Here is a 24918-nt window from a genome sequence, read left to right on the forward strand (position 1 = left end):
GCGCCCTTTGGGCGAATGAGACCGGCGCCAGCTCTGACGACACCCGCCGGCGGCTCCCGATCAGCGCCCGGAGGCGACGACCGGAGAGCTCGGTGTAGCGACATCGCTGTAAATCGCGCCTGGCTCTCTGCAGTAAGCGCGTACGGCGTCATCAGCTAGATTCCGCCGGGCGTAGTCGAACACGAAATGGTCTCACGTCGCACGCGCCGAGCCCACGGCGATCCAATCTGACCAACCGGCATAAATCGGCGCGTCTTCTGATTCGAGCATGAGTTCAAATAGCATCGCAAGCGCGCGCCGTACCATATGACATGTCGCCACGTGTCAATTCAGCGCTCGGATGAACAAAAATGATCGACCGCCAAGAACAAAGGCGTTCTACGCGGCCTAACAGGGAGGGCAGGGTGATGCAAGAACAGGCGAAAAGTGTCCACTGCTCGCCCAGATATGACGCTGACGGCTGGACCCACTGGCCGGATCATGAGGTCGAGAGCACGCAGCTGAGACGCCTGCTGGGAGATGCCCAAGAGGGCGCAAGCTTCGTGTCCGAGTGCCTCATGATTGCGGGCAAGATCGTTGTCGGCGACGACGAGAGCTGGCTCGGTGAGTGGCGTGGCTTAGCCGACCGGATCGCAAGGCGCGCGCGCCTGTCAAGCGCAGAAGGTCACTTTACAACTGCAAGGAACGAATGGCTGCGCGCCTTGAACTATTATCGCACGGCTTCCGCCTTTCTTATTCACAGCGATCCCAGAATCGCCGAACTGTCTCGCATCGCGCGGTCATGTGCCGAAGGGTTCCTGGAGCTGCTGTCTCCGCGCGGAGAGGTGCTGGAGATCCGCTTCGGCACCGATTTGCTTCAAGGCTATCTCATTCGTTCATCCGCCGCGCCACTCAAATCCCCGGTGGTCGTGGCGTTCGGAGAGGAAAGAGATACCAAAGAGGACCTATTGGTGAGATTTCAATCTCATGCCATTGCGAGCGGCCTGTCATTGCTCGTTATCGATCTGCCGCAAGAGATCGAGTGCTTTCAGGATTCCCCGGTTCACCATTATCAAGACATGGCTCTACGCCGCTGGTTAGACTATCTACTTAGCCGCGATGATATCGATCAGAGGCGAATCGCGTTGATAGGCGATGGTCTTGGAGGAGCCCTTGCCACGCGCGTGGCAGCAACTGAAATGAGGTGGGCTGCCGCCGTTTGCGACGGCGGAATTTGGGAAGATCTCGAGCAAAGATATGTCACGGCCAGCCTGTTCGGTGCAGGTATAAAACGATCCCCGTCCTGTAAGCTTGCCCGTCAGATCAAATGTCCATCCCTGATCGTTGTGGGAGAGCACGACTACGTCAGCCTGGAGGATATCACTGCCTTGCATGAGCACTGCCGCGCCGCGGGCGTACCCATGGATCTCAAGATCTTCAGAGGCGAGGAGACCGGTTCATCGCACCGGCAACTGGACAATCCGAGCATTGGGCGGCAGTTTATCTTCGATTGGCTAAGGGACAAGCTGCGCCTCGATCGAAAGGACCAGGCGCCTACCATTCCAACGCGAAAGAATTGCATAAAGAACGCTCCGCAGCGGGCGGTCAATGATACTCGCACTGCGTCGAGCGCCTAGAGTGCGAATTCAATTGGGATCAATCGCTCTCGCGCTTGAGCCTGCACAATCTGCTCATAAATTCTTCGGAGCCGAATTGGCGCCTGTAAGATAGCCACTCACACGTCAGGCTTGCTTGCATCCAGCTCGAGCTGAAGGGCCACTTTCTCCATTCTGCGCTTGATGGTGGAAAGCACTTCTCTGAAATCTTCCAGCCTTTCGTGCCCAAGGTCTGCAAAGATCGTCTCATCCAGTTTTCTGCGCTTGGCTGCAAGGCTTGTAATCGCCTTACGCGCCTTTTCGGTCAGCGACATCAAGACGACCCTGCCATCCGCGGGGGAGGCGGTGCGAGTTACGAAGCCTCCCTTTTCCAGCATCTTGGTTTCCGCGGTCACGAACGGTGAGCGGACGTTGATCTTCGCGGACACATCTCCGACGGAAACGCCCGCTCCTTGGTCCAGATCCCCAATCGCCATCAGGATCAGCCATTGAGGGCCGCTGACGCCAAGCGCCTTTGCCCACGTACGCCGGATGTCCTCCAGATGCACATTGATTGCCGCGATGTCCCAACCGACTTCTCCGATAATTCGGTCTGACGGCGCGGTCTGTTTGCTTGTCCTGTGACCTTTCGCGCTGGGCGAGGGCTGCTGCCGGGTCGTATCTCGGGGCATATCCGAGACCTCCTCTTCATTATTTCGCTTACTTACCTAACCCGCTTTGCGAGACACAGCAACAGTGCAGGCGCAACCGGTGTTGCTTGAATGTCACGGCGCTCTCCTGATCGAATTGTTTGTTAGCTTATATCAGTGACGTATATAAGTAACTTATATAATGTCCACGCGGTGACGAGGGCGGACCCTTGGTCGCACGTCAAGCAGATCGATCCATTCGCGAATGGCGAAGACGTCGAGGCGCGAGACGAAAAGCAACAGTCGTGAACTTGGGTTCATTCCCCGGCAACCGCCCATGGCGGGGCGCCGCCGAAAATTTTGGAGGGCTTTATGAAGACGTTTATCCGAATGCTCTGCGGTTCGGCCGCTGCGCTCAGTTTGATGGGGGGTGCGCAGGGCGCCGACCTGCCGACCAAGGCAAGGTCGGTTGAATACGTGAAGGTCTGCTCTCTTTATGGCGCCGGGTTCTACTACATCCCCGGCACCGACACCTGCATCAAGCTCGGAGGTTATCTGCGCGTTGATGCGGCGTTGAACACCAACTCGATCTACACGCAGGGCGCGGTGAATGGTGCGCCCGGAGCGGGCAATCGCCTGCGCAACTACTACTCCACCAATGCTCGGGAAGATCTGACGATCGATACGCGCACCGCGACACAATACGGTACGCTTCGCACCTTTTTCGATGGCGTGTTCGACTGGGGCTCGGGCGGCTATACCGGTGTCGGCACAGGCGGTGTTAATGGCTCGACCGTTTACGGCGGAACCGGCATCGCCAGTGGATCAGTTGGTGTCTATCTGGCCTTCATCCAGTTCGCCGGGTTCACGATGGGCAAGACCATCTCCCAGTTCTCAACGCCCTGGATCAATTACCCCGCGAATAACTTTGACGGTCTGCCAGGGGGCGGCGGTGCGGTTACAGGTGTGAATCAGTTCACGTACACGGCTGACTTCGGCCAGGGTATCACTGCATCATTCTCGGCGCAGGATCGGGTCCAATACTACACGACCAATATCTGGAACATCGGCGGCGCGACAGTGGCTGGTCTTGCAACAGGCGCGTACGGCGCGAACGACATTGCCGGTGCAAGCTCTCCTGACCTTGTCGCCATGCTTCGCGTCGATCAGGCTTGGGGCCTGTTTCAAGCCTCAGTTGCAGCACATGACAATCACGCCGCCTACTACGGCGCCGATGAGACGACCGGTCATCCCCGCGACAAATGGGGCTGGGCGGGTCAACTGGCGTTATCAATCAAGAATCTCCCGACAGGTCCGGGTGACACAATCAACGTGCAAGGCGTTTATACGTATGGCGCAAGCCGCTACAATTTCCAGGACCTCGTGCCCACCACCTACGCGATGTACGGCGGCTCGAGCCTTGCGGGGGCTTACCAGAGCGTCGGCCTTGCCGGTCTCGCCGACTCAGTGTTCGTGACCGGCTCCGGTCAGGAACTGACCACCACCTATGGCTTCCGCGGCGGCTATACCCATAACTGGGATCCTTACTGGAACACTGGCATCTACGGTGCGTGGGCTGCAGCACGATACAATGGCGCAGCGAAAAGCTATATCTGCGGTGCATTCGTCGCCGGCCTTGCGCTCTCGAGCGGCGCCGCCGGCTGCAACCCCGACTTCAACTATGCGGTCGCAGGCGTAATCACACGCTGGAGTCCGGTCAAGAACCTGACCTTCTCAGCCGATCTGGCATACAGCATCCTCGACCAGAAGTACGCCGCTGGCAGCACTGTGGTGTTACCGACGCAGGCGGGTATCGCCAAACCCGGCGCTACCTACGAGTTGAAGGACCAGAGCACGGTGAGTTTGCTCCTGCGAGCTCAGCGCAATTGGTGATCCGTTTTGGCAACTAGCTTGAAGGAGAAAGGAAGAAGCTTTTAGAACCGACTTTGACCTCCAATAAGACCTCCGGCATGCCCGCCGGAGGTCTTTCTAAACCGGCTTTGAAATGGGCCCGCGATCCGCGCGACGAACGATGCTTTGCCACTCGCCGTCCTGCTCGAAGTCTCTCGTTGGCCGATCACCCGCCAACTCTCGGACTTCACGCTCGAAAAAGACGAAGCGGTCAGTATGCAAACTTGACGCAAACGCGGGTTTGTGATCACATATCCGAAAGGAAAGATTGGGGGGACCCGCGAAGGTGAAGAACAACAATCCGCTGCCGCCACTGCCGTCCGTTGCCCGGGATTCGATGGCAGATCAGGTTTACCGACATTTGCGTGATGGCGTGATGGCCGGCCGCTTCGCGCCGGGCCAGAGGCTGACAATTCGCGGACTCGCCGAGGCGCTGGGGTCGAGCCCGATGCCGGTGCGCGAAGCGCTGCGCCGTCTGCAGGCTGAAGGTGCATTCGAGTTCAGCGACACTGCGCGCCTGAGCGTAGTTCATCTGTCAGGGGCGCAATTACGTGACGTGCGCGATGCACGAGTGGCGCTTGAGGGGCTGCTGGCCGAGCGCGCAGCAGTGCGCATGACAGGCGTTGATGATAGCGAGATCGCTCAGCTCTATGATCGTCTCCAGGCAGCGGCCGATGCGGTCGATGTGCCCGCTTATTTATCAGCGAACTTCGCCTTTCATAGGCGAATCTATGAGATCGCTCAAGCACCCATCATCCTTGGTGCGGTCGAGAATTTCTGGGTTTTGATTGGCCCGTGCTTCGTGCTCGTTGCGCCCGACGCTGCGCATCTGCGCCGCTCCATGGATGCTCATCGGCGCATCCTTGATGCGCTGACGCATCGCGACGGCCCCGCCGCCCGCGCGGCTGTAACCGATGACATCATGCAGGCGGCCAATTGCCTCTCGCGCGTTATCGACAAACCTGAAAAGAAACGATCGGCTGCCACTCCGAAAGGCAGGCGCGGAAGCGCCTCTGGCTGAGGACCCTGCAGCGGTTCGTGCTTTATGCCGAGCTGTGCGTCTGAGCACGTCAGTCGCATCTTTTATCTCCGCGATCGTCGATTGTACGGACGCAAACGGAACCTTCTGGGTCGCTCCTTTGCTGGAGCGCCTTCGAAGACTCGTGCGCACGAGACAGAACTATCCACGTCATTCGAGCTTGTTCACGCAAATCCAGAATCTACGCAGGGGGACTTGAATGTTTGGACACCAATCACGCCGCAACTTTCTCAGGCTGGCGGCAAGCGGAACTGCGATGTTCACGCCGGGCCTTTGTACCGGGACTGCAAATGCACAGGATGTTCCGACGCTCACGGTCGCCTGGGGCACGGATATCGATTCCTTCGATCCGGCGCAGTTCAAGTCCGACGGCGCCTATATCGTTCAGGCAAACATCTACGACACGCTGCTGGGCTGGGGTGCAGAGTCAGTCGTCGGATCGCCCAACCTTGCGATTTCCAAGCCCGGTGTTTTCACAGGCGGCATCGGCGAAAGCTGGACATATGAGAACGACAACAAAACCCTTGTCGTCAAGATCCGTCGCGGCCTGAAGTTTCCGAGTGGCCGGCCGGTGAATGCGAACGCGGTGAAATATCTCTTTGACCGTGGATTGCAATCCTCTGGCTACATGCGCCTCATCTTTCCGACCATGATCGGCGTCACGGAGGCAGATCAATTCGAGGTGCGCGACGATAGCACCTTTGCGATCAACCTGCCGGCGCCAAGTGCCATGTTGCTGGATGTGCTGGCCTTGTCGAACAACGCACTTCTCGATCCCGAAGAGATCAAGCTGCACGCGACCGCCGACGATCCTTGGGCCTCTCAATGGCTCAAGCGAAACACGGCTGGGCTTGGGCCCTACAAACCCGTCAGAAACGAGCCGGGTGTCGAGGTGGTCCTGGAAGCCACGCAAGGCTATTGGGGTGCGCCCCCCTATTTCAGACGCATCGTCATCAAATCCACGGCGAATGAAGCGGACCGGATTCTCCTGCTTAAACGCAAGGCCATCGACATGGTCATCGGACCCAACTCGATGTCGCCGAAGAATCTCAAGAGCCTTGAGGGCGAGCCCGGCCTCAATGTCGTGTCGCTGCCCGACACCAATTGCAATTTCCTCTGCATGAATCTGAAGAAAAAACCGTTCGATAACGTGAAGGTCCGTCAGGCGATCAACTACGCGATGCCGATCCACGCGATCATCCCGAACGTGCTCTACGGCTATGGCGAACAGATGAAAAGCCCGATTGCAGCTCAAACGCCCGGCTATGATGGTTCGCTCTCGCCGTACAATTATGATGTCGCCAAAGCAAAATCACTGATGGCAGAAGCGGGGTTCGGCTCTGCGCCGATCCCGGTCAAGCTCGCGGTGCGTGTCGGCTATGCGCCGCAAGAGCAAGCAGCGATATGGATTCAGCGCGAACTCGAGACGATCGGATTCCGGGTCAGCATCGAGAAGGAGACTGACGCGACCTTCCGCCAACTGTCATCGAGCGGCGGGCACGAGCTGTCGATCGAATCGTGGCAGTCCTGGATCAACGACCCATTCTATCACCTCTATTGGAACTTCCACAGCAAGGCTAACGCGACCAACAAGGGGGGGTACGCCAATCCTGCCCTCGACAAGATCATCGACGAGAATATCCGAGAGGCTGATCCAGCGAGGCGCATGGCCGCAGTCAGGGCGGCGCAGAAGATTCTTCTGGATGACGCGACCTGGGGTCTGCTTTGGTATGACAATTGGGCGAGGGTGACGCGTTCCGAGCTCGCGGGCGTTGCGAAGTACTGGGATTCCTTCGAGCGCTTCAACAAAATGAAACTGAGTTGAGAGCGGCCTGGACGCGCTGGCAAAGTCATGTCGTTCTTCGCTTTTCGTGCTTCGCCGGGCAGCTCTTTGCTGGCGCCGACCCGGTTTGGCGTCGGCGTGATCGGCTTTCTCCTCGACTATCTGTTGCGTGGTAATGCCGCCGTCGTGAAGGCCGGGGCCGGCGCCATGGCGAGGCCCGAATACGTCGCTCGGCGTCATTGCGCATTCGTCCGCAAGGGTCGGATGCGTCGTCTGGTTAGGGACCTAGCCGCGAGATCGGCGAGGCGGCAAGTCAAGCCATTTTCTTCATCACCTCTCGGCCGGATCAGCTGCTTGAGCGCGGACGGAGGCAATTCTCGGAGACGTTCATGTCGATAGAACTGTTGATGCTCGGCGACCAACCGGTGTCCCGCCTTGCCGCTCGTACCAGGCTTGCCGAAGAGAGCGGATTTGAAACCGTCTGGCTTGCGGATGAGCGCTTCTACCGGGAAACTTACTCGTGTCTGTCGTATCTGGCCGGGCAAACCTCACGCGTCAAGCTTGGTCCCTGCGTGACCGATCCGTTCGCGCGCCACCCGGCTTTGACTGCCATGGCCCTGGGAACCCTCGATGAAATTTCCGAGGGCCGCGCCATTCTCGGCATCGGGGCGGGCGTCTCCGGCTTCGCTGAGCTCGGGATCCAATCCCGCAAGCCGCCTCTCGCCATTCGCGAAGCCGTCGATCTGATCCGTCAGCTCATGGCTGGGCAGGAGGTCGACTACCGGGGCGAGATCATTCAATTTCACCGCGGCCGATTGAATTTCACGCCGCCGCGCGCGCGCGTCCCTGTTCGCGTCGCAAGCAATGGGCCGCTCGGTCAGAAAATGGGCGGCGCAGTCGCCGAGGGCGTGATGATGGAAGGGTGCGGCTCTGTCGAAGAAGCACAGGCCTTCGCGTCGGCCGTCGCCGAGGGAGCGACGAAGGCCGGCCGTTCTCCGGGCGAGATCAAGCTTATCGCGCGGCTTGATTGCTGTATCGCCGATGACGGTAAGCAGGCGCGCGATATATTGCGCCCTTCAGTGACGCGGATCATTGCGCAAGCCACTTCGCGGTTCTACACGCTTCAGACACAGGGACTTACATTGCCAAAAGAGGTCGTCGAAGCCATTGGTCCGGTCCCTTATGCTGCCGGCGTCGCCCCGTTCGCCGCATTATTTCCTCTCGTCACCGACCGCCATGTCGACGCTCTCACCCTCTGCGGGACTGTCGAAGAGGTCACGCAGCACGTCATTGACCTTCGCCGCGCCGGCGTCACCGGCTTCAACATCTTTCCGGTTCCGGCTCCTGGCGTCAGTTACGAAGACGTGATCATGCGCTTCGGAACGCAAGTCTGGCCGGCGGTCGAGGCGGCTTTCGCGAAAGCGTCGAGCGATCGACAGACATAAGCCTCGAGCTAACCTTTTTCACAAAGAGCATTGGCAGCCTCCTCGCGGGACTCTTTGCGCCGCGCTAATCGAAGCACGGCCAGGGATGTGACGGATGACGCGTGGAGCTTGGCGCCGGAGACCAGCGGGATGGTGAAGATGAATGGCTCGCTCTTGACGCTCAGAGGTACTTTATCGGCGCCCGCTGATCCAAACATTGAAATGTCCTGGCGGATGGTTAGCTTCGAGGCTGTCAAAGCTCGCTCGTCCTCTTTGAGCAATATTCATGAGGAGTAAATGATGACGACGGTCGTCTATGTCTTGACCGCCTTGAAACCCGGTGTCGACCCAGACGAATACGAACGCTTCGAGCGCGAGGTTGACTATCCGTTTACAGCAAAGCTGAAGACGATCATCAGCTATCGGATCCATCGCCTCACGGAGCCGGTGCCGTTCGACGGCGGCCCCTGGGATTACATCGAGCGCATCGAGGTGACCGATCGCGCCGCCTATGAGGCGGAGCTGGCCACATCCGCCAAGGATCTGATCGACCTGATACACGACAGGTATCTGGACGAGTCGAAGCTGAAGTTCATCTGGTCTAGGAGAATCGATCCATGAGTGCGGGCGAATGCGATCTCAACGGCAAGGTCGCCCTTGTCACGGGCTCCTCGTCAGGCGCCGGCGCTGCAATCGCACTCGAGCTCGCCCGCCGTGGGGCGCGTGTCGCGGTGCATTGCCGGCGTGCTTTGAGCGAAGGCGAAAGCATTGTCGCTCACATCGCCGCGATCGGGGGAAAAGCGACGTTGTTTCCGGTTGACCTGAGAGATCCAGAAGCGGCGGCAGCGCTTGTATGCCAGGTCACAGAGCGATTGGGAGCCTTAGGCATCCTGGTCAACAATGCGGGCCCCTATTCGGATACGCCGTTTCGGTCACTACCCCTGTCGGAGTGGGAGACGGTCATGGCGGTGAATCTGAGGACTCCGTACCAGCTTGCTCAAAGCGCGATCACAGGCATGGAGCGAATGGGCTGGGGCCGGATCATTAATGTGAGCGCAACCTCGGCCTATGCGAGGTCGCATTCGGTATACGGGCTTGCCAAAGAGGCTTTGATCCATTTGACACAGTGCCTCGCGCTGGAATTTGCGCCGCTCGTCACGGTCAATGCGATCGTGCCCGGCCAGATCGCCAGCGAGCGTACCGATACGATGGGCGACTACAAGGCCAGCGTCGTCAAGGAAACACCGATGGCGCGACTGGTCACAGAACAGGAGGTCGCCCGGATGGTGGCATTTCTCTGTACATCGGAGTTTTCCGCGGTGACGGGACAATCAATCGTCATGGACGGCGGGCGATCGCTGCCGCGCACGCTGAAACTCAACCTCACGACGACGGGTTAGGTCTGCGGCTGCGCCAGGAGCGCGCGACATTCGGTGCAGGTGCTTTCCGACCCTGATTCGATCGCGCGGTCTAAATTCATCGTATCTAGCAGAAATCGTTCGCTTACCTCCAATCTTTCGTGGAATTTCACCGTTAGTTTCCAACGAAGGCCGTCAGATCGCCGAGAAACGACGCCTTCCCGATGCTAGCTTGCCCGTGGACGCGAGGGGAAGTGCAATGGGACCGGGGGGAATGTGATGCACAATCGGCGGCTGCGCGCAGCACTGGCGCCTGATTGTGAGCTAGCTTTCGTTGCACGCGTGACGCGAAGGGACGGTATCCCGGCTTGGCGCAAGGCAGGATGATCCTGTCATGAAATGACGCGCCGGTAACATTGTCTCTTCATTCGGACGAGCAGATAGACTGAGAGTGTGGTCGGCAGATCGCGCCGACTGGGAGGGCGGCATAAAGTCGATCTCGGTCGAGAGAGCTTGAAATGCTCGGCGCCCCCAAGGGGCGGCGCAGGGCACCCGATAGAGTCTGCCAAACGAGCCTTATATTCAGTGCGAACAAGTCATCACTACGAATCAATTCGGGCGTTCTGCAGGCCGGCGCGCTCGGAATACTGCTGTACGAAGACAGACGGCGCTCGCCGGGAGGTTGCATGAAGATCGCCGTTGCCAAGGAAATCGATCCGCTCGAGCCGCGGGTCGCTGCTTCGCCCGATACGGTGAAGAAGTTCAAGGCGCTGGGCGCCGAGGTTGCTGTCGAGCCGGGTGCCGGTATCAAGTCGGGCCTGCCGGATTCCGAGTTCACCGCCGCCGGTGCCACCGTCAGCGCCGATGCGCTCAAGGACGCGGATATCATCATCAAGGTGAAGCGCCCGGAGGCGTCCGACCTTTCGCAGTACAAGCGCGGCGCGCTCGTCATCGCCATCATGGATCCCTATGGCAACGAGGCTGCGCTGAGGGCTATGGCCGATGCCGGCGTTGCTGCCTTCGCGATGGAATTGATGCCGCGCATCACCCGCGCGCAGGTGATGGACGTGCTGTCCTCGCAGGCCAATCTTGCGGGCTACCGCGCAGTGATCGAGGGCGCCGAGGCGTTCGGCCGCGCCTTCCCGATGATGATGACCGCGGCCGGCACCGTGCCCGCGGCGAAGGTGTTCGTGATGGGCGTCGGCGTCGCCGGCCTCCAGGCGATCGCGACCGCGCGCCGCCTCGGCGCGGTGGTCACCGCAACCGACGTCCGGCCCGCGACCAAGGAGCAGGTGGAATCGCTCGGTGCGAAATTCCTCGCTGTCGAGGACGAGGAGTTCAAGAACGCGCAGACGGCCGGCGGCTACGCCAAGGAAATGTCCAGGGAATACCAGGCCAAGCAGGCCGCGCTCACCGCCGAGCACATCAAGAAGCAGGACATCGTGATCACCACCGCGCTGATCCCGGGCCGCCCGGCGCCGAAGCTCGTCAGTGCCGACATGGTCAGGTCGATGAAGCCGGGCTCGGTGCTGGTCGATCTCGCCGTCGAGCGCGGCGGCAATGTCGAAGGCGCCAAGGCCGGCGAGGTCGTCGATCTCGATGGCATCAAGATCGTCGGCTACACCAACGTCGCCGGCCGCGTCGCGGCCTCGGCTTCCAGCCTCTATGCCCGCAATCTGTTCTCCTTCATCGAGACCATGGTCGACAAGAAGGAGAAGCAGCTCGCCGTGAACTGGGACGACGAGCTCGTCAAGGCGACCGCGCTGACGAAAGACGGTGCCGTGATCCACCCGAACTTCCAGCCGAAGGTTTAAGGAGACCCGTCATGGAGCATGTTGCACAGGTCGTCGACCCCTTCATCTTCCGGCTGTCGATCTTCGTCCTCGCCGTCTTCGTCGGCTATTTCGTGGTGTGGTCGGTGACGCCGGCGCTGCACACGCCGCTGATGAGCGTGACCAACGCGATCTCCTCCGTGATTGTGGTCGGCGCGCTGCTCGCGGTCGGCGTCGGCATGGTTTCGAGCGGCTCGGGCTGGGCGCGCGGCTTCGGCTTCGTCGCGCTCATCTTCGCCTGCGTGAACATTTTTGGCGGCTTCCTTGTCACCCAGCGCATGCTGGCGATGTACAAGAAGAAGTCGAAGTAAGCGGCCACCTCGGGCTGAAGGGATCAATGGGGACCTGAGATGAGCGCCAATCTCTCTGCATTCTTGTATCTCGTGGCGGGGGTGCTGTTCATCCTGTCGCTGCGCGGGCTGTCGAGCCCGGCATCGTCGCGCCAGGGCAATCTGTTCGGCATGATCGGCATGGCGATCGCGGTCGCCACCACGCTGGCCAATCATCCGCCGGCGGATGGCCTCGCCTGGGTGCTGGTCATCCTCGCCGTCGCGATCGGCGGGGGCATCGGCGCGGTGATCGCGCGGCGCGTGCCGATGACCTCGATGCCGGAGCTGGTCGCCGCCTTCCACTCGCTGGTCGGCATGGCCGCGGTGCTGGTCGCGGCGGGAGCATATTATGCGCCCGAAGCCTTCGATATCGGTACGCCCGGGCACATCCACACCCAGAGCCTGGTCGAGATGTCGCTCGGCGTCGCCATCGGCGCGCTGACCTTCACCGGCTCGGTGATCGCCTTCCTGAAGCTGTCTGCCCGCATGAGCGGCGCGCCGATCATCCTGCCGGCGCGGCACCTCATCAACATCGCGCTCGCGATTGCGCTCGTCGTGTGCATCGTCGGCCTCGTGATGACCGGCAGCCCGGTGTTCTTCTGGCTGAACGTCATCCTGGCACTCTTGCTCGGCGTGCTCATGATCATCCCGATCGGCGGCGCCGACATGCCGGTCGTGATCTCGATGCTGAACTCCTACTCCGGCTGGGCCGCGGCCGGCATCGGCTTCACGCTCGGCAACTCCGCGCTGATCATCACCGGCGCGCTGGTCGGCTCGTCGGGCGCGATCCTGTCCTACATCATGTGCCACGCGATGAACCGGTCGTTCATCTCGGTCATCCTCGGCGGCTTCGGCGGCGAGACCGCTGCCGCCGGCGGCGGTACGGGCGAGCAGAAGCCGGCCAAGCTCGGTTCGGCGGACGACGCCGCCTTCATCATGAAGAACGCCTCCAAGGTCATCATCGTGCCCGGCTACGGCATGGCGGTGGCGCAGGCTCAGCACGCGCTGCGCGAAATGGCCGATGTCTTGAAGAAGGAAGGCGTCGAGGTGAAATACGCCATTCACCCGGTCGCCGGCCGCATGCCGGGCCACATGAACGTGCTGCTCGCCGAAGCCAACGTGCCCTATGACGAGGTGTTCGAGCTCGAGGACATCAACTCCGAGTTCGCGCAGGCCGACATCGCCTTCGTGATCGGCGCCAACGATGTCACCAATCCGGCTGCGGAAGAGGATAAGTCCTCTCCGATCTACGGCATGCCGGTGCTCCAGGTCTGGAAGGCCGGTACGGTGATGTTCATCAAGCGCTCGCTGGCCTCGGGCTATGCCGGCATCGACAACCCGCTATTCTATCGCGACAACACCATGATGCTGCTCGGCGACGCCAAGAAGGTCACCGAGAACATCGTCAAGGCGATGTAAACGACAGGAGCTAAGCATGGTTCGGAGCCTATCGACTCTTGATCAAGATCAGCGCGGTAGCGCCATAGATTTGAGCAACTGGCTCGCCTCATGGCCATGAGGCAATTTATCTTGCTTGCTCGATCTGCTGCAATGCGAGCTTTCGGAGACATTGAGATGCCGCCGCCGCCCCTTTGGATACCAGATTCGCAAGATGCTCCAGACCTTTCGCCTGCGACCACTTGGTTGCTGGCGATCGTGGCCGCTCTCATTAATCTCGCTGTCGCTGCATTGGTCCTCTACTGGGCGTGAGCGCAAGCTGCGCTCTTGCGGTAACGGCGATTATCTCCACCTCCCGAAACCACATCACCGTTCAGGGTCAAAAGCGCCCGGACGCATGAGCATCAACTTTTTCATCTTCAGCTTGAGGAGCTAGCGTGACTTCATATCGTGGGCCAGTGTTCGAGATGGCCGTAAAGCAATTCGAGGTGATCGCGAATTATCTGAGCATACCGGATGATGCCAGACCGCGCCTGTTGCTGCCGAAGCGATCTGTCACAGTATCGTGTCCAATTCACCGGGATGATGGCACGACCGCGGTGTTCGAGGGCTATCGGGTACAGCATCATTTGACGCTTGGCCCGACAAAAGGGGGCACCAGGTTCGCGCCCACAGTCGACCTCGGCGAAGTTGCAGCGCTCGCCATTTGGATGAGCTGGAAATGTGCCCTGGTCGGATTGCCGTATGGCGGGGCCAAGGGCGGAATCAATGTCGACCCCTCGACCTTGTCGAAGCGCGAGCTTGAGGCGCTGTCGCGCCGTTATATGCAGGAAATGATCCCGTTTGTTGGGCCGCACACCGATGTTATGGCTCCTGACCTCGGTACGAACGAGCAGATCATGGCCTGGTTCATGGACACATATTCGATGTACCAGGGCCAAACCGTCACCGAGATCGTGACGGGCAAGCCCGTCAGCGCCGGTGGAACGCTTGGCCGCCGTGAAGCGACAGGACGGGGTGTGGCTCATCTGGTCAGGCGCGCTGCGGACGAGCTCAAAATCCGTCTCAATGGCTCAACGGCCGTGGTTCAAGGATTTGGCAACGTCGGTTCGATCGCCGCGCTTGAGCTGCATAACATGGGAGTGAAAGTGATCGCGGTCAGCGATCACACCGGCGCGCTCTACCGCCGTCAAGGGCTCGACATACCACAACTTGTCCGGCACGCTTCCTCGCAAGGAAGCCTTGATGGCTACTCCAACGAGCTCGCTCTCGATCCTGCGGAGATCCTGACCGTGCCGTGCGACGTGCTTGTTCCGGCTGCCGTCGAACGGGTCATCGACGCTGGAACGGCCGCTAAGCTGCGCTGCCGGATCCTTGCCGAAGGCGCCAACGGACCGACTACGCCGGAAGCTGACCGAATCCTGGAAGCACGCCAGGACGAGGTGTTCGTCATTCCCGATATTCTCTGCAATTCGGGAGGTGTTGTCGTCAGTTACTTTGAATGGGTGCAAGACCTTCAGCGATTGTTCTGGGAGGAGGAGGAAGTCATGCGCAGGGAGTATCAGCTCCTGGATCGAGCCTTCGATCGCGTCCTGGCGCGAAGCAAAGGCGAAAATCTGTTCAATCGCACAGCGGCCATGGCAATAGGCGTCGAGCGTGTTCGCGGTGCCAAGGAAACACGCGGACTGTTTCCGTAACAACCTAGTGTTTCCCTCGCGTGCAACCGCCGTGGGCCCCGATATGTTGCCGCAAACCAAGCCACTTGAATGACGAAGTCCAACTGGCCTGTGCTCTCGTCCTGACGGTTTTCTTTGCGAGCACCGATACACCCAATCCACTGGCAGGCCGATCTGTCTGCCACTTCGCCTAGACTTGGCTGGGCCGCTGCCGACATCGGCAGCAGCATTCTTCAGTGTTGAGTGACTGTCTCGCGTCTTACAGTGTTTCATCGTCCGCAGGATTGGCAAGGCACGCCATTTAGAAGGAAAGAAAGCATTGTTCTCAGCTCTCACACTTCGCGCACTTTCGCTTAAACCCACGTCATTGTGGCGCTTGCTCAAGCTGCCTAGTCTGGCCAACCGAACATTTAGTGCCTCCTTGCGATTAAAGATCGGCCTGCTTGGTATTATCGCGGTCATTGCGACTGGCTCGATCTGTCTGGTCGGGCTGAATCGCGCAGCGCAGGTCCAGGGCGATGCGGACGAGGCCGCTCGCGTCCGTGACCGGTTTGCGGCGCTCTCCCAGAGCTTTCTGGAATCGCAACATGTGACGACCGAATTCCTGCGTCGCCGCGACGATGCAATGATTGAGCGCCATGCGGAGCTGCTCAAGCAAGAAATGGCGATGCTCGGCGACATCGAAGCCTTTGCGGCGCGTTTGGCTGAGGGCGACCCTCTCAAGAGCTCCTCCGGACTGCGGAGCGGGATCGACCTCTACGCCGCTCGGTTTCAGAATATCGTCTCGGCCGAGCGCGCGCTTGGTTTTAACGGCGAGGAGGGGCTGCAGGGCGGACTGCGCATAGCCGAGCTTCAGCTGAAAGGGCGGCTTGCCGAGCTCGACCAGCCAAGGTTGACCGCGCTCATGGAGACGATGCGCGGGTACGAGAAGGATTTCATGCTGCACGGCGAAGAAAACTACAGCCAGGATCTTGACAAGTCTGGCACCGAGTTCGCCGGGCTGCTGGCCGCCTCAGATCTCTCACCGAGTATTCGCGCCGAACTAGAGGGTCTTCTCAAGTCCTATCAAGCCGCATTCTCGGCCTTCATGTTGGTCCAGCAGTCGCTGAACGATGAGATGGAGGATATTGCCAAGGTTTATGGCAGCCATCGACCGGCATTGGCACAGGCGATCGCAGAAGCTGATCGCCGAAGCGCCGCGGCTGGCTTACGCGCGGCAAATGCCCGCGATCTCCTGTTTTGGCTGGTGGTTGGGGCGATGGGCCTGGTCGCGACCTTTGCGATGCTGTTCGGCCATCGCATTGGCAGTGCCATTTCACGGATGACGGCGGCGATGCGTCAGCTTGGTGCCGGTCAGTTCGAGATTGTTCTGCCGGGTCTTGATCGTAAAGATGAGATCGGAGACATGGGACGTGCGGTCGAGGACTTCAAGCACGGCATACGCCAGAAGGCCGAGCGCGACCTTGCCGAACGGTTGGAGCGCGACCGCGTGCAGGGCGAGCGAAGCCGCGCGGAGCTCGTGCGGCTTGCTGATGGCTTCGAGGCAGCCGTCGGTAACGTTATTGAGACGGTGGCTAACGCCTCCTGCCAGCTTGAAAGCGCGGCACTTGGCCTTACTCAATCGGCCAAACACACGACCGGCGTTTCGAGCCACGTCTCGACAGCATCCGACAGCGCCTCTTCCAACATCCAGCTCATTGCTGCCGCGACGGAACAGATGATGACCTCCGCCTCCGAAATTGGGCGACAAGTGCAGGAATCCTCGAAAATTGCGCTGGAGGCGGTCCGCCAGGCGACGCAGACTGACAGCCAGATGTCCGAGCTCACTGAAGCGGCCGAACGAATCGGCGACGTCGTTCGGCTCATTGCGAAAGTGGCGCGCCAGACAAACCTGCTTGCCCTCAACGCCACGATTGAAGCCGCACGTGCGGGTGAATACGGGACCGGCTTTGCGGTGGTCGCGCAGGAAGTCAAGGCTCTGGCCGATCAGACTTCTGATGCCACCTCGGAGATTGCTGCGCAAATCGGCTCGATGCAGTCGGTCGCTCGCAAATCGGTGATTGAAATCGCTTCCATTGGCGCAACGATCGACCGCATCTCGCAGATTTCCGGTGCTGTGTCGGAGTCTGTTGAACAGCAGCTCTTGGCAACGCGCGAGATCGCGCAGAACATTCAGCAGACCGTCGCGCGAACCTCGGAGGTTGCGAGCGGAATGAGCCAGGTTGCCCATGCCGCCGGAAGCACGGATACAGCGGCAAGCGGCGTCCTGCAGTCGGCGCAGGCGCTGTCCAAAAGCAGTTCTAAGTTGAAGATTGAATTGAGCCGCTTCACTGCGTCCTTGCGACGAGCGTGAAAGGCCTACAGCGCAGCAATCGACGAGCCAAAATGTCTCTTGTGCAGGAACAGTCAATGCAGGCCGATGATCAGCGAGATGAAATGGCGCGAAAGAGCGGAGTAAAGGAGATCGGTCCTGCGAAAGGCGCCGTTCGGGCAATTCTGATGCCATCCATGGGACGACGCATTGTGTCGGAGTGGCTCGGAACGGCGTTCCTTGTCGCTGCCGTGGTCGGGTCCGGGATCATGGCGCAGCGGCTCGCCGGGGGCAACGTCGCGCTCGCGCTTCTCTGCAACACCATCTCCACTGGTGCGATCCTGGTGGTCCTGATCCTAGTCTTCGGTCCGCTCTCCGGAGCCCACTTCAATCCGGCAGTCAGTTTGGCTTTGACTTTGCGTGGCGAACTGACGTGGCGAGCCATGTGGGTCTATATTCTTGCGCAGATTGCCGGCTCGCTCGTGGGGGTCTTTGCGGCGCACTTGATGTTCGATATTCCGCTCTGGCAAGTCTCGCTCACACAACGAACCGGAGCCGGACAGTGGATCGCAGAAGCCGCCGCAACGTTCGGATTGCTCGTCACGATCTTCGGCTGCGCGAGCCGAACTCCCGCTGTGGTCCCTTACGGCGTTGGTTTGTATATAACTTCCGCTTATTGGTTCACCGCATCCACTTCGTTCGCCAATCCCGCGGTGACGATCGCACGATCGCTGTCGGACACCTTTGCCGGTATCGCTCCGAGTAGCGTTGTTCCATTCATCATAGCGCAACTGATTGGAGCCGTGGCGGCCACAACGCTCGCTGCATGGTTGTTTAGAAACACCGCCTGAAGGGCGATGAGATTAGGAGGAATCGTCATTGCGCTTTAGGTTTTTGTTTGAGCACAATCGTTTCGGAAAACACTGCTCACTTCCCCGATCACGCTCTCGAGCAGGTGTCAGACGGCCTCTAGGTCGGCGAGGACGCTGCAAATCACGACAGAAGCATCAGAAACGAGCGAGGGGGACTCCCGCTGCTGCGCGCCCTCTACGCCGCTTTGGCGGCCCCGACATCGTGCTGGCACCGCATGTGAAGCACCGATGTCTGATAGGAAGCGAGCGGGATCGTTATCTCCTGTTGTGCTTCGGGTGAGACCGAAGCGCGGATGCGCTGCTTGTCCTAAAGATCTTTCTCGTCGTCGGCGCTTGGGATGACATACGACTCGACGGCCCGTTTCTCGCTGGTCATCTTGCTGTCCAGCTTGGACTGCTGTGTCGCAGAACCTGTTGACATTATCCTTGTTTGGAAAATCCGTCCGCCAGTGATAGAGACCTTCAGCGGCTTTCCTCCCGGTAGAGTGAGGCGTGCGGGGCCATGTCGGCACGGTCCATGATCGATTGCACCCTCGAGGGCGTGGATCAGTTCGTGCGCGTTGCGCGCGATTATGCGCTCCTGCATCCTCCCGCGGCTCGGCGAGGCGGCGCATGCCGAGCTCATATTTGCGCGTGACCTCCGGTGGCTGGAGATAGTCGTTGACCAGGCGGCGCCCGCGCCAAAGGCCGGGTGATCTGCCTCTCCGCCGGCAACCCTGCAGGCACGACGGCCACGGCCGCCGAGCGACACTATCTCGATGCGCTCAAGCTCGCTCCGGAACGGCTCGTCGGCATCGCGGCCAGCGTCCGAAAACAACTGTCGCAGATCAAGGGTGGGCGGCTCGCGCGTGCCGGCCAGAGGTCGTGTCCCGAGGAGTGGTGTAGCTGATTAGCAAAGCCGCTCGCGAAGCGCGCCCTCAATAGCGCCGTAGCGAGCGAGCGGCTTTGCGGGTGGTCACCGATGATTCGTCGGTAAGGTTTGGATTGCGACAGCCAACCTGATTCGAGGAACCACCGATGACCGACGACATGATGAACCTGCGCACGCTCGTAGAGAAGACCCCCGATGCAGATCTCTTGCGCGAGATGATCGGCTTTGCCGCCCACCGGCTGATGGAGCTGGAGGTCGAGGGCCTGACCGGGGCCGCGTACGGCGAGAAGAGCCAGGAACGGCAGGTCCAGCGCAACGGCTACCGCGACCGGAGCTGGGAGACCCGCGCCGGCACCGTCGAGCTGCGCATTCCCAAGCTGCGCAAAGGCTCCTACTTCCCGGGCTTCCTCGAGCCGCGGCGGATGGCCGAGAAGGCGCTCACCGCCGTGGTGCAGGAGGCCTACGTGCAGGGCGTCTCCACCCGCTCGGTCGACGATCTGGTGCAGGCGATGGGCATGAGCGGGATCTCCAAGAGCCAGGTGTCGCGGCTGTGCGGCGAGATCGACGACAAGGTGAAGGCCTTCCTCAACCGCCCGATCGAGGGCGACTGGCCCTATCTGTGGATCGACGCGACCTACGTGAAGGTGCGCCAGAACGGGCGCATCGTCTCGGTCGCGGTGATCATCGCGGTGGGAGTCAACAGCGATGGCCGCCGCGAGGTGCTCGGCATGGATATCGGTCCGTCAGAGGCCGAGACGTTCTGGACGGCGTTCCTGCGCAAGCTGGCGCGGCGGGGCCTGCGCGGCGTCAAGCTCGTCGTCTCCGACGCCCATGAGGGCATCAAGGCGACCGTCAGCAAGGTGCTCAACGCCTCTTGGCAACGCTGCCGCGTGCACTTCATGCGCAACGCGCTGGCGCATGCCGGCAAGAGCGGCCGGCGCGTCGTCTCCGCCTTCATCGCCACCGCCTTTGCCCAGGACGACGCCGAGGCAGCACGGGCGCAATGGCGGCGCATCGCCGACCAGCTCCGCCCCAAGCTGCCGAAGCTCGCCGCCTTCCTCGACGAGGCCGAGACCGACGTGCTGGCCTATATGAGCTTCCCGGCCGCGCACCGCGCCAAGCTGCACTCGACCAATCCGCTCGAACGGGTCAACGGCGAGATCAAGCGCCGAACCGAAGTGGTTGGCATCTTCCCGAATGAGGACGCCATCACTCGCCTGATCGGTGCCATCCTGCTCGAACAGAACGACGAGTGGACGGTTCAACGCGGCCGCTACATGACACTGGAAACCATCGCCCCGTTGGGCGATGATCCCGCCGTCAGCTTCCCGGCAATCGCCAGCTGACCGATCCGGCCCATGCCGGCGAACGTGGTGACCCGCACTCAGCTACACCACGCCACGGGACACGATCCGGCCAGATGTTGCGGCAATCGTGACGCTCGCGATCTCCGGACGTGCCGGGTGATTACCGTCCGCGATCGCCTCCGGCCGCACGCTACCCGATCCGACGACATTGGCGGACGCCCGCGCCAGTGGATCGGCGTTGCGCGGGCGCATGATTCTGCACAACATCATCGGATACCAGCCTTTTGACCGCGCCCCAATCCTCTGTGCATATGCTGCTGCCAAGGGCCGCTTCATCGAGAGGCAGTGCTGACCTCGCAGAATGAAGCCAAGGGTCCGCCGCAGCTGACGTGGCCGACAATCTCCTGGTCGTCAGTTGACACGTATACCGAAGCGGTCTTTTTAAACTTTCGCTCTTGGTGCTGCTCACCCTTACGAACCAGGTCGATCGTCCAGCGAATGAATGATGGGTGAGGTCGCCGCGCAGATGACCACGCCTCAACGGTCGCGCCGGCAAGTTCCAGCACGGGGGGACCGGATGCGGCCAAGAAAAGCGGAATGTTTTGAGCGCTGTTGGAAAGACAGCGTCCCGATGACACGAAGCCTTGACCGTTATGCTGGATGGTCGCGCCCCGGGGGGAGGGCTGGCGCGATGCTGATTGACGGGATGTAAGAGCTGAGCGGCTACCGCCCAAGTCCGGCGCCTTGCAGTTCAGCTTAGGTTCAAAGGCGAGAGCCTAGCTGCGGCGCGCTGGACGCAACTTACCGATGCCACCAAGCCGCTCGAAGTACGCCAGATATTCTGGTGGTGAGCGTCGGATCGGCGAACCTATTCGACAGTGACCGACTTAGCGAGATTGCGTGGCTGGTCGACGTCTGTGCCCATCACCAACCCAGTATGATACGCCAACAGCTGCATCGGAATGTCATAAACTATCGGAGTAAAGGTGGTCCCCATGTCAGGCAATACGATGGTCGCGAGCGGGTTCACAGAGGCTGCCTCGGCGCCCTTTGCATCGGTTATTAGGATGATGTTGCCGTCTCTTGCTGCAACTTCCTGCATGTTTGCGACCGTCTTTTGGAACAGCGGGTCGGGAGGGGCGATCACCACGACTGGCACACCATCGCTGATCAACGCAAGCGGACCGTGCTTAAGCTCGCCGGCAGCATAGCCGTCGGCGTGGATATATGCGATTTCTTTCAGCTTCAGCGCGCCTTCCAGCGCCAGCGGAAAGGAGCTGCCGCGACCGATATATAGCACGCCACGCGACTTGGCGACCTGCCGCGCGAGCTTCTCGATTTGTGATTCGGTTGCAAGTGCGGCTGTCATCAGGCGAGGAACCTCAAGCAACTCTTGCACGAGCCTGGTCTCGCTGGCCGTGGACAATTCGCCACGCGATCTCCCGGTGGCGATCGCAACAGCCGCGAGCACGATCAATTGGCACGAGAAGGCTTTGGTCGAGGGGACGCCGATTTCGGGTCCGGCCAGCGTCTGCAGCACAGTCTCGCTCTCCCGCGCAATCGTCGACGTCGGCACGTTGACCACGGAGAGCGTGCGCAGTCCTTTCGATTTGGCAAAACGCAGCGCAGCCAGCGTATCAGCCGTCTCGCCGGATTGCGAAATAAGGATGGCGAGATCGCGCTCGCGCAAGGGCGGTTCCCGGTAGCGAAATTCGGAGGCGACATCGACCTCGACGGGGATGCGGGCCAGCCGCTCGAACCAGTATTTGGCGATGTGGCCGGCGTGGCTTGCGGAGCCGCAACCGGTGATCAGTATTCGACCAATGTCATTGAAGTCGAATGGGAGCGTCTGAGGCAATGCGACGCGATCGGCCGCCGGGTCGACATAGCGCGCCAGCGTATGGCCGGCAACTTCCGGCTGCTCGTGGATCTCCTTGATCATGAAATGACGGTGCTTTGCCTTTTCGATGAGGACCGGCGACGCTCTACATCTCAGCACCTCGCGATGGACGATGACGCCTTGCAGGTCGTAGATCGCGAAGGAGTTGCGGGTCAGAACGGCCCAGTCGCCGTCTTCCAAATGGGTGATGGTGTCCGTGAAAGGCGCAAGTGCAATCTCATCCGATGCCAGATACATTTCGCCGTCGCCGTGGCCGATAGCAAGCGGCGATCCGTTGCGAACGCCGATCAATAAATCGTCGTAGCCCTTAAACAGAAAAACCAGCGCGAACGCGCCCTGTAATTTGGGCAGCGAAGCCTTCACCGCGTCCTGAGGCGAATAGCCCTTAATCAGATGGGATTCGACCATGTGAGCGACTACCTCTGTGTCGGTCTCGGAGGCGAATTGTGCACCCTTTCGTTCCAATTCGGCGCGCAGCTCAAGATAATTCTCGATAATGCCGTTATGAACGACCGACACATTGTCGCTCGCATGCGGATGGGCGTTCTTCTCGCTCGGCTTTCCGTGGGTGGCCCAGCGGGTATGCCCGATGCCGATATGCCCAGACACCGGCTCGGCGCGCAGTCGGTTCTCTAACGCTTTGAGCTTGCCCTCGGCGCGCCGTCGGTAGAAATGACCGCCTTCCAGCGTTGCGACGCCTGCAGAGTCATAGCCCCGATACTCTAGCCGCTTCAGGGAAATGACTAATTGTTCAGAGACTGGACCGCGTCCCAAAATGCCGACAATTCCGCACATGTAGGTCAATAGGCTCCGCAGCTGGCGTTGAACCACATCGTCTTTCGAGGCGCAGGCGGCAAGCTAAGGGCGTTGGCAGGTCGATGATTCCGCCCCCATTTGCCTGACGCAGGCAGCAATTTGCATGCCAGTACCGAGCGACTTTACAAGCTATCAGGGCCTCGTCCCGGACGCGCTGCTCTGCGGATGTCATAATGCTGGCCAAGCATTCCGCACTCAGCAGAAAGCAATCGAAACAGCGCTGGCTCGCTGGCCCATCATCCGGTGCCTACCATCAATCGAGTAACACGGCTTGCATAGCCGGACAGGGACCCTGCTGACGATCGCTCGGCACCTAAATGGAGCAGGGCCGGCGCAAGCGCCCAGACGCTTCGGTCAGCGCGGCCAGATACCGACATCCGCCGTCGAGATCGCTGCCCCGATCCAACATCGATCGGTAATCGTGAGTAGCCGAGAAGAATTCACGTTCACCGGCGTGGTACATTCGGTCTACCCATTTTGCCTTCTTTATCGCCATGGCGGAAGTCGGCGAACGTGCCGAAATCTGCAGCACGGCAAAACCCTCGTCCACAACTCTCCCTCATGCGCACAAGAGCTCTGAGCCGCCCTCGGCCCAACGCGATTTTCCTTCCTCAGCGCCATCGACAGGGTGCAGAGCAGGCGCTTGCCGCCTCGAACTGTTTTCTCCTCGCCATCTTCACAGCTGTCTCTCTATGCAGACGAGTCTCGTCGATCCGATGTGTTTTGAGGCGGTACACAGCTATCCGCACTTTCGACGACTGTTTGCGTTTCCTTCCTACATTGCACTGGACAAAGAGGTGGGCAATCAGGCTGACCATGACCTTGCCTCGCGATCTTAATAGCAGTGCGACTGCCATCCAGTCGCCGTGGTCATATTCAGCCGTGTCTGGATCAAGACGTGCACGTGCGAAATGCGACAAGACCGGCCAAGTATTCCGCCGTGCGGCGGAAGTGGTTGTTGTGTCCGCCTGCTACGTAAGTTGCATAAGCCGTTCGTGGCACGCCCTTTGCTGAGGTCCTGCGCAAACTCGCTTCGATGTGACCGTCTGGTAGATAGCCGAGCCCGGAGTTCATATGGCGCTTAGTCAGTTAAACCCATCAAGGCGATCGACAAGCCGTCAATTGAAAACCGGTCGGGTTCGCCGCGATTGCCTCTGTCGTTCGTGCTGTACAGGAGTTCGCCCTTACTCACGCCCTGGAGAGCGGCAGCGGCGCGTAGGAATGCGCCGAGCATCACAGGCGACGATCGGCAGTCATCGAGCGCGTGCCAACTATCGCTCATGTTGCCAGGGGCAACATCATCGGTTTGTTCCTTTAGGGGACGAGGCGCTCTGCGCATTTTGCGCGAGCGCTTTCGCCGCGCAATGTCCATCGGCTAAAGCGAGCAGCGCAAGAGCGTCGCCCTGGAATGCAGCGAGGCGATCATCGCCTAGTCTCTTGGCTCAGAGCTGGCCCCTTGCATTTTGATATGCCACGAAACGAGAAGGATCGAAAATGGCTGTTGTCCGATTTGTATTTGCCGCACTGAAGCCGGGTGTCAGCGCAGCGGAGTATGAACGCTTCGAACGTGAGGTCGACTATGTCGTCGCCGGTAAATTGAAGACCATTCTCAGCTATTCGACGCACCGCATCACGGAAGCCGGCGCCGGCATATCAGGCGGGCCGTGGGACTATATCGAGCGCATTGAGGTGACCGATCGCAAAGCCTATCAAGCTGAGCTCGCCGTCGTCGGCAAGAAAATGCTCGAAGAACTCTACGAAAAGTATCTCGACAGATCTAAGACAGTGTCGGTCTGGTCAGAACGGATCGAAGCATGAGTCTCGCATCCTCACCGCTCGCAGCTAAAGTTGCGTTATCCGGCGGTTC

Annotated in this window: 21 protein-coding genes and 2 pseudogenes; 17 read left to right on the forward strand and 6 right to left on the reverse strand. The window is 60.2% G+C overall.

Annotated features, from left to right (window positions below; genetic code table 11):
• Window positions 1-407 precede the first annotated feature (407 nt).
• Window positions 408-1616: a dienelactone hydrolase family protein gene (locus P6U28_RS38470; protein WP_407121027.1), complete on the forward strand. Its 1209-nt coding sequence runs from the start codon at window positions 408-410 to the stop codon at window positions 1614-1616.
• A 98-nt stretch (window positions 1617-1714) separates the two neighbouring features.
• On the opposite strand, the gene P6U28_RS38475 is transcribed toward P6U28_RS38470, so the two are convergent.
• On the reverse strand, window positions 1715-2266 hold the full coding sequence (locus P6U28_RS38475) for a MarR family winged helix-turn-helix transcriptional regulator (protein WP_407121029.1): 552 nt from the start codon (window positions 2264-2266) through the stop codon (window positions 1715-1717).
• A 330-nt stretch (window positions 2267-2596) separates the two neighbouring features.
• Here P6U28_RS38475 and P6U28_RS38480 point away from each other — a divergent pair, with 330 nt between their 5' ends.
• From P6U28_RS38480 to P6U28_RS38495, 4 genes are all read left to right on the forward strand, one after another.
• Window positions 2597-4117 (forward strand): porin, encoded by a 1521-nt coding sequence (locus tag P6U28_RS38480; RefSeq protein WP_407121031.1) that lies wholly within the window; start codon window positions 2597-2599, stop codon window positions 4115-4117.
• Between the two features lie 304 nt (window positions 4118-4421).
• Window positions 4422-5156 (forward strand): GntR family transcriptional regulator, encoded by a 735-nt coding sequence (locus tag P6U28_RS38485; protein ID WP_407121033.1) that lies wholly within the window; start codon window positions 4422-4424, stop codon window positions 5154-5156.
• A 274-nt stretch (window positions 5157-5430) separates the two neighbouring features.
• The gene (locus tag P6U28_RS38490; RefSeq protein WP_407121035.1) at window positions 5431-6999 is read left to right on the forward strand and encodes an ABC transporter substrate-binding protein; all 1569 of its coding nucleotides are present in this window, start codon (window positions 5431-5433) and stop codon (window positions 6997-6999) included.
• A gap of 347 nt (window positions 7000-7346) precedes the next feature.
• The gene (locus P6U28_RS38495; protein WP_407121036.1) at window positions 7347-8402 is read left to right on the forward strand and encodes an LLM class flavin-dependent oxidoreductase; all 1056 of its coding nucleotides are present in this window, start codon (window positions 7347-7349) and stop codon (window positions 8400-8402) included.
• An 8-nt stretch (window positions 8403-8410) separates the two neighbouring features.
• Here P6U28_RS38495 and P6U28_RS38500 read toward each other — a convergent pair whose 3' ends face one another.
• On the reverse strand, window positions 8411-8638 hold the full coding sequence (locus tag P6U28_RS38500; RefSeq protein ID WP_407121037.1) for a hypothetical protein: 228 nt from the start codon (window positions 8636-8638) through the stop codon (window positions 8411-8413).
• Between the two features lie 43 nt (window positions 8639-8681).
• Between P6U28_RS38500 and P6U28_RS38505 the strand changes: the two genes are divergently transcribed.
• The 8 genes from P6U28_RS38505 to P6U28_RS38540 all read left to right on the forward strand — a co-directional run bounded on the left by P6U28_RS38505 (window position 8682) and on the right by P6U28_RS38540 (window position 18136).
• Window positions 8682-9002 (forward strand): hypothetical protein, encoded by a 321-nt coding sequence (locus P6U28_RS38505; protein WP_407121038.1) that lies wholly within the window; start codon window positions 8682-8684, stop codon window positions 9000-9002.
• The gene (locus P6U28_RS38510) at window positions 8999-9781 is read left to right on the forward strand and encodes an SDR family NAD(P)-dependent oxidoreductase (RefSeq protein ID WP_407121040.1); all 783 of its coding nucleotides are present in this window, start codon (window positions 8999-9001) and stop codon (window positions 9779-9781) included. Before P6U28_RS38505 ends, P6U28_RS38510 begins: the two co-directional genes overlap by 4 nt.
• Window positions 9782-10425: 644 nt before the next feature.
• Window positions 10426-11553 carry a Re/Si-specific NAD(P)(+) transhydrogenase subunit alpha gene (locus P6U28_RS38515; RefSeq protein ID WP_407121042.1) on the forward strand — a complete coding sequence of 376 codons (1128 nt, stop codon included), beginning with the start codon at window positions 10426-10428 and terminating at the stop codon, window positions 11551-11553.
• An 11-nt stretch (window positions 11554-11564) separates the two neighbouring features.
• Window positions 11565-11882 (forward strand): proton-translocating transhydrogenase family protein, encoded by a 318-nt coding sequence (locus tag P6U28_RS38520; RefSeq protein ID WP_091888212.1) that lies wholly within the window; start codon window positions 11565-11567, stop codon window positions 11880-11882.
• A 39-nt stretch (window positions 11883-11921) separates the two neighbouring features.
• Window positions 11922-13319 (forward strand): NAD(P)(+) transhydrogenase (Re/Si-specific) subunit beta, encoded by a 1398-nt coding sequence (locus P6U28_RS38525; RefSeq protein ID WP_164937303.1) that lies wholly within the window; start codon window positions 11922-11924, stop codon window positions 13317-13319.
• 416 nt (window positions 13320-13735) lie between these two features.
• A complete protein-coding gene (locus P6U28_RS38530; protein ID WP_407121044.1) occupies window positions 13736-14995 on the forward strand; it encodes a Glu/Leu/Phe/Val family dehydrogenase in 1260 nt (419 codons plus the stop codon).
• A 298-nt stretch (window positions 14996-15293) separates the two neighbouring features.
• Window positions 15294-17327, forward strand: coding sequence for a methyl-accepting chemotaxis protein (locus P6U28_RS38535; protein WP_407121047.1), 2034 nt, complete (start codon window positions 15294-15296; stop codon window positions 17325-17327).
• 146 nt (window positions 17328-17473) lie between these two features.
• Window positions 17474-18136, forward strand: coding sequence for an aquaporin (locus tag P6U28_RS38540; RefSeq protein ID WP_407123161.1), 663 nt, complete (start codon window positions 17474-17476; stop codon window positions 18134-18136).
• 328 nt (window positions 18137-18464) lie between these two features.
• Here P6U28_RS38540 and P6U28_RS38545 read toward each other — a convergent pair.
• Window positions 18465-18840, reverse strand: a pseudogene (locus P6U28_RS38545) (fumarate reductase/succinate dehydrogenase flavoprotein subunit); the annotation flags it as partial.
• 8 nt (window positions 18841-18848) lie between these two features.
• Between P6U28_RS38545 and P6U28_RS38550 the strand changes: the two are divergent.
• From P6U28_RS38550 to P6U28_RS38560, 3 genes and pseudogenes are all read left to right on the forward strand, one after another.
• On the forward strand, window positions 18849-19046 hold the full coding sequence (locus tag P6U28_RS38550) for a hypothetical protein (RefSeq protein ID WP_407121049.1): 198 nt from the start codon (window positions 18849-18851) through the stop codon (window positions 19044-19046).
• A gap of 128 nt (window positions 19047-19174) precedes the next feature.
• Entirely contained in the window at window positions 19175-20374 is a 1200-nt protein-coding gene (locus tag P6U28_RS38555) for an IS256 family transposase (protein WP_407121051.1), read from the forward strand.
• Window positions 20375-20447: 73 nt separating this feature from the next.
• Window positions 20448-20561 (forward strand): annotated as a pseudogene (locus P6U28_RS38560) (DUF4147 domain-containing protein); the annotation flags it as partial.
• Between the two features lie 106 nt (window positions 20562-20667).
• Here P6U28_RS38560 and P6U28_RS38565 read toward each other — a convergent pair.
• From P6U28_RS38565 to P6U28_RS38575, 3 genes are all read right to left on the reverse strand, one after another.
• Window positions 20668-21069: an LLM class flavin-dependent oxidoreductase gene (locus tag P6U28_RS38565; protein ID WP_407121053.1), complete on the reverse strand. Its 402-nt coding sequence runs from the start codon at window positions 21067-21069 to the stop codon at window positions 20668-20670.
• Between the two features lie 134 nt (window positions 21070-21203).
• A complete protein-coding gene (glmS, locus tag P6U28_RS38570) occupies window positions 21204-23030 on the reverse strand; it encodes a glutamine--fructose-6-phosphate transaminase (isomerizing) (RefSeq protein WP_407123162.1) in 1827 nt (608 codons plus the stop codon).
• A gap of 334 nt (window positions 23031-23364) precedes the next feature.
• Window positions 23365-23601 (reverse strand): hypothetical protein, encoded by a 237-nt coding sequence (locus tag P6U28_RS38575; RefSeq protein ID WP_407121056.1) that lies wholly within the window; start codon window positions 23599-23601, stop codon window positions 23365-23367.
• A gap of 944 nt (window positions 23602-24545) precedes the next feature.
• Between P6U28_RS38575 and P6U28_RS38580 the strand changes: the two genes are divergently transcribed.
• Window positions 24546-24869 carry a hypothetical protein gene (locus P6U28_RS38580; RefSeq protein ID WP_407121058.1) on the forward strand — a complete coding sequence of 108 codons (324 nt, stop codon included), beginning with the start codon at window positions 24546-24548 and terminating at the stop codon, window positions 24867-24869.
• The last annotated feature ends 49 nt before the right edge of the window (window positions 24870-24918 follow it).

Source organism: Bradyrhizobium sp. STM 3561 (assembly GCF_045571455.1).
Taxonomy (GTDB): Bacteria; Pseudomonadota; Alphaproteobacteria; order Rhizobiales; family Xanthobacteraceae; genus Bradyrhizobium; species Bradyrhizobium vignae.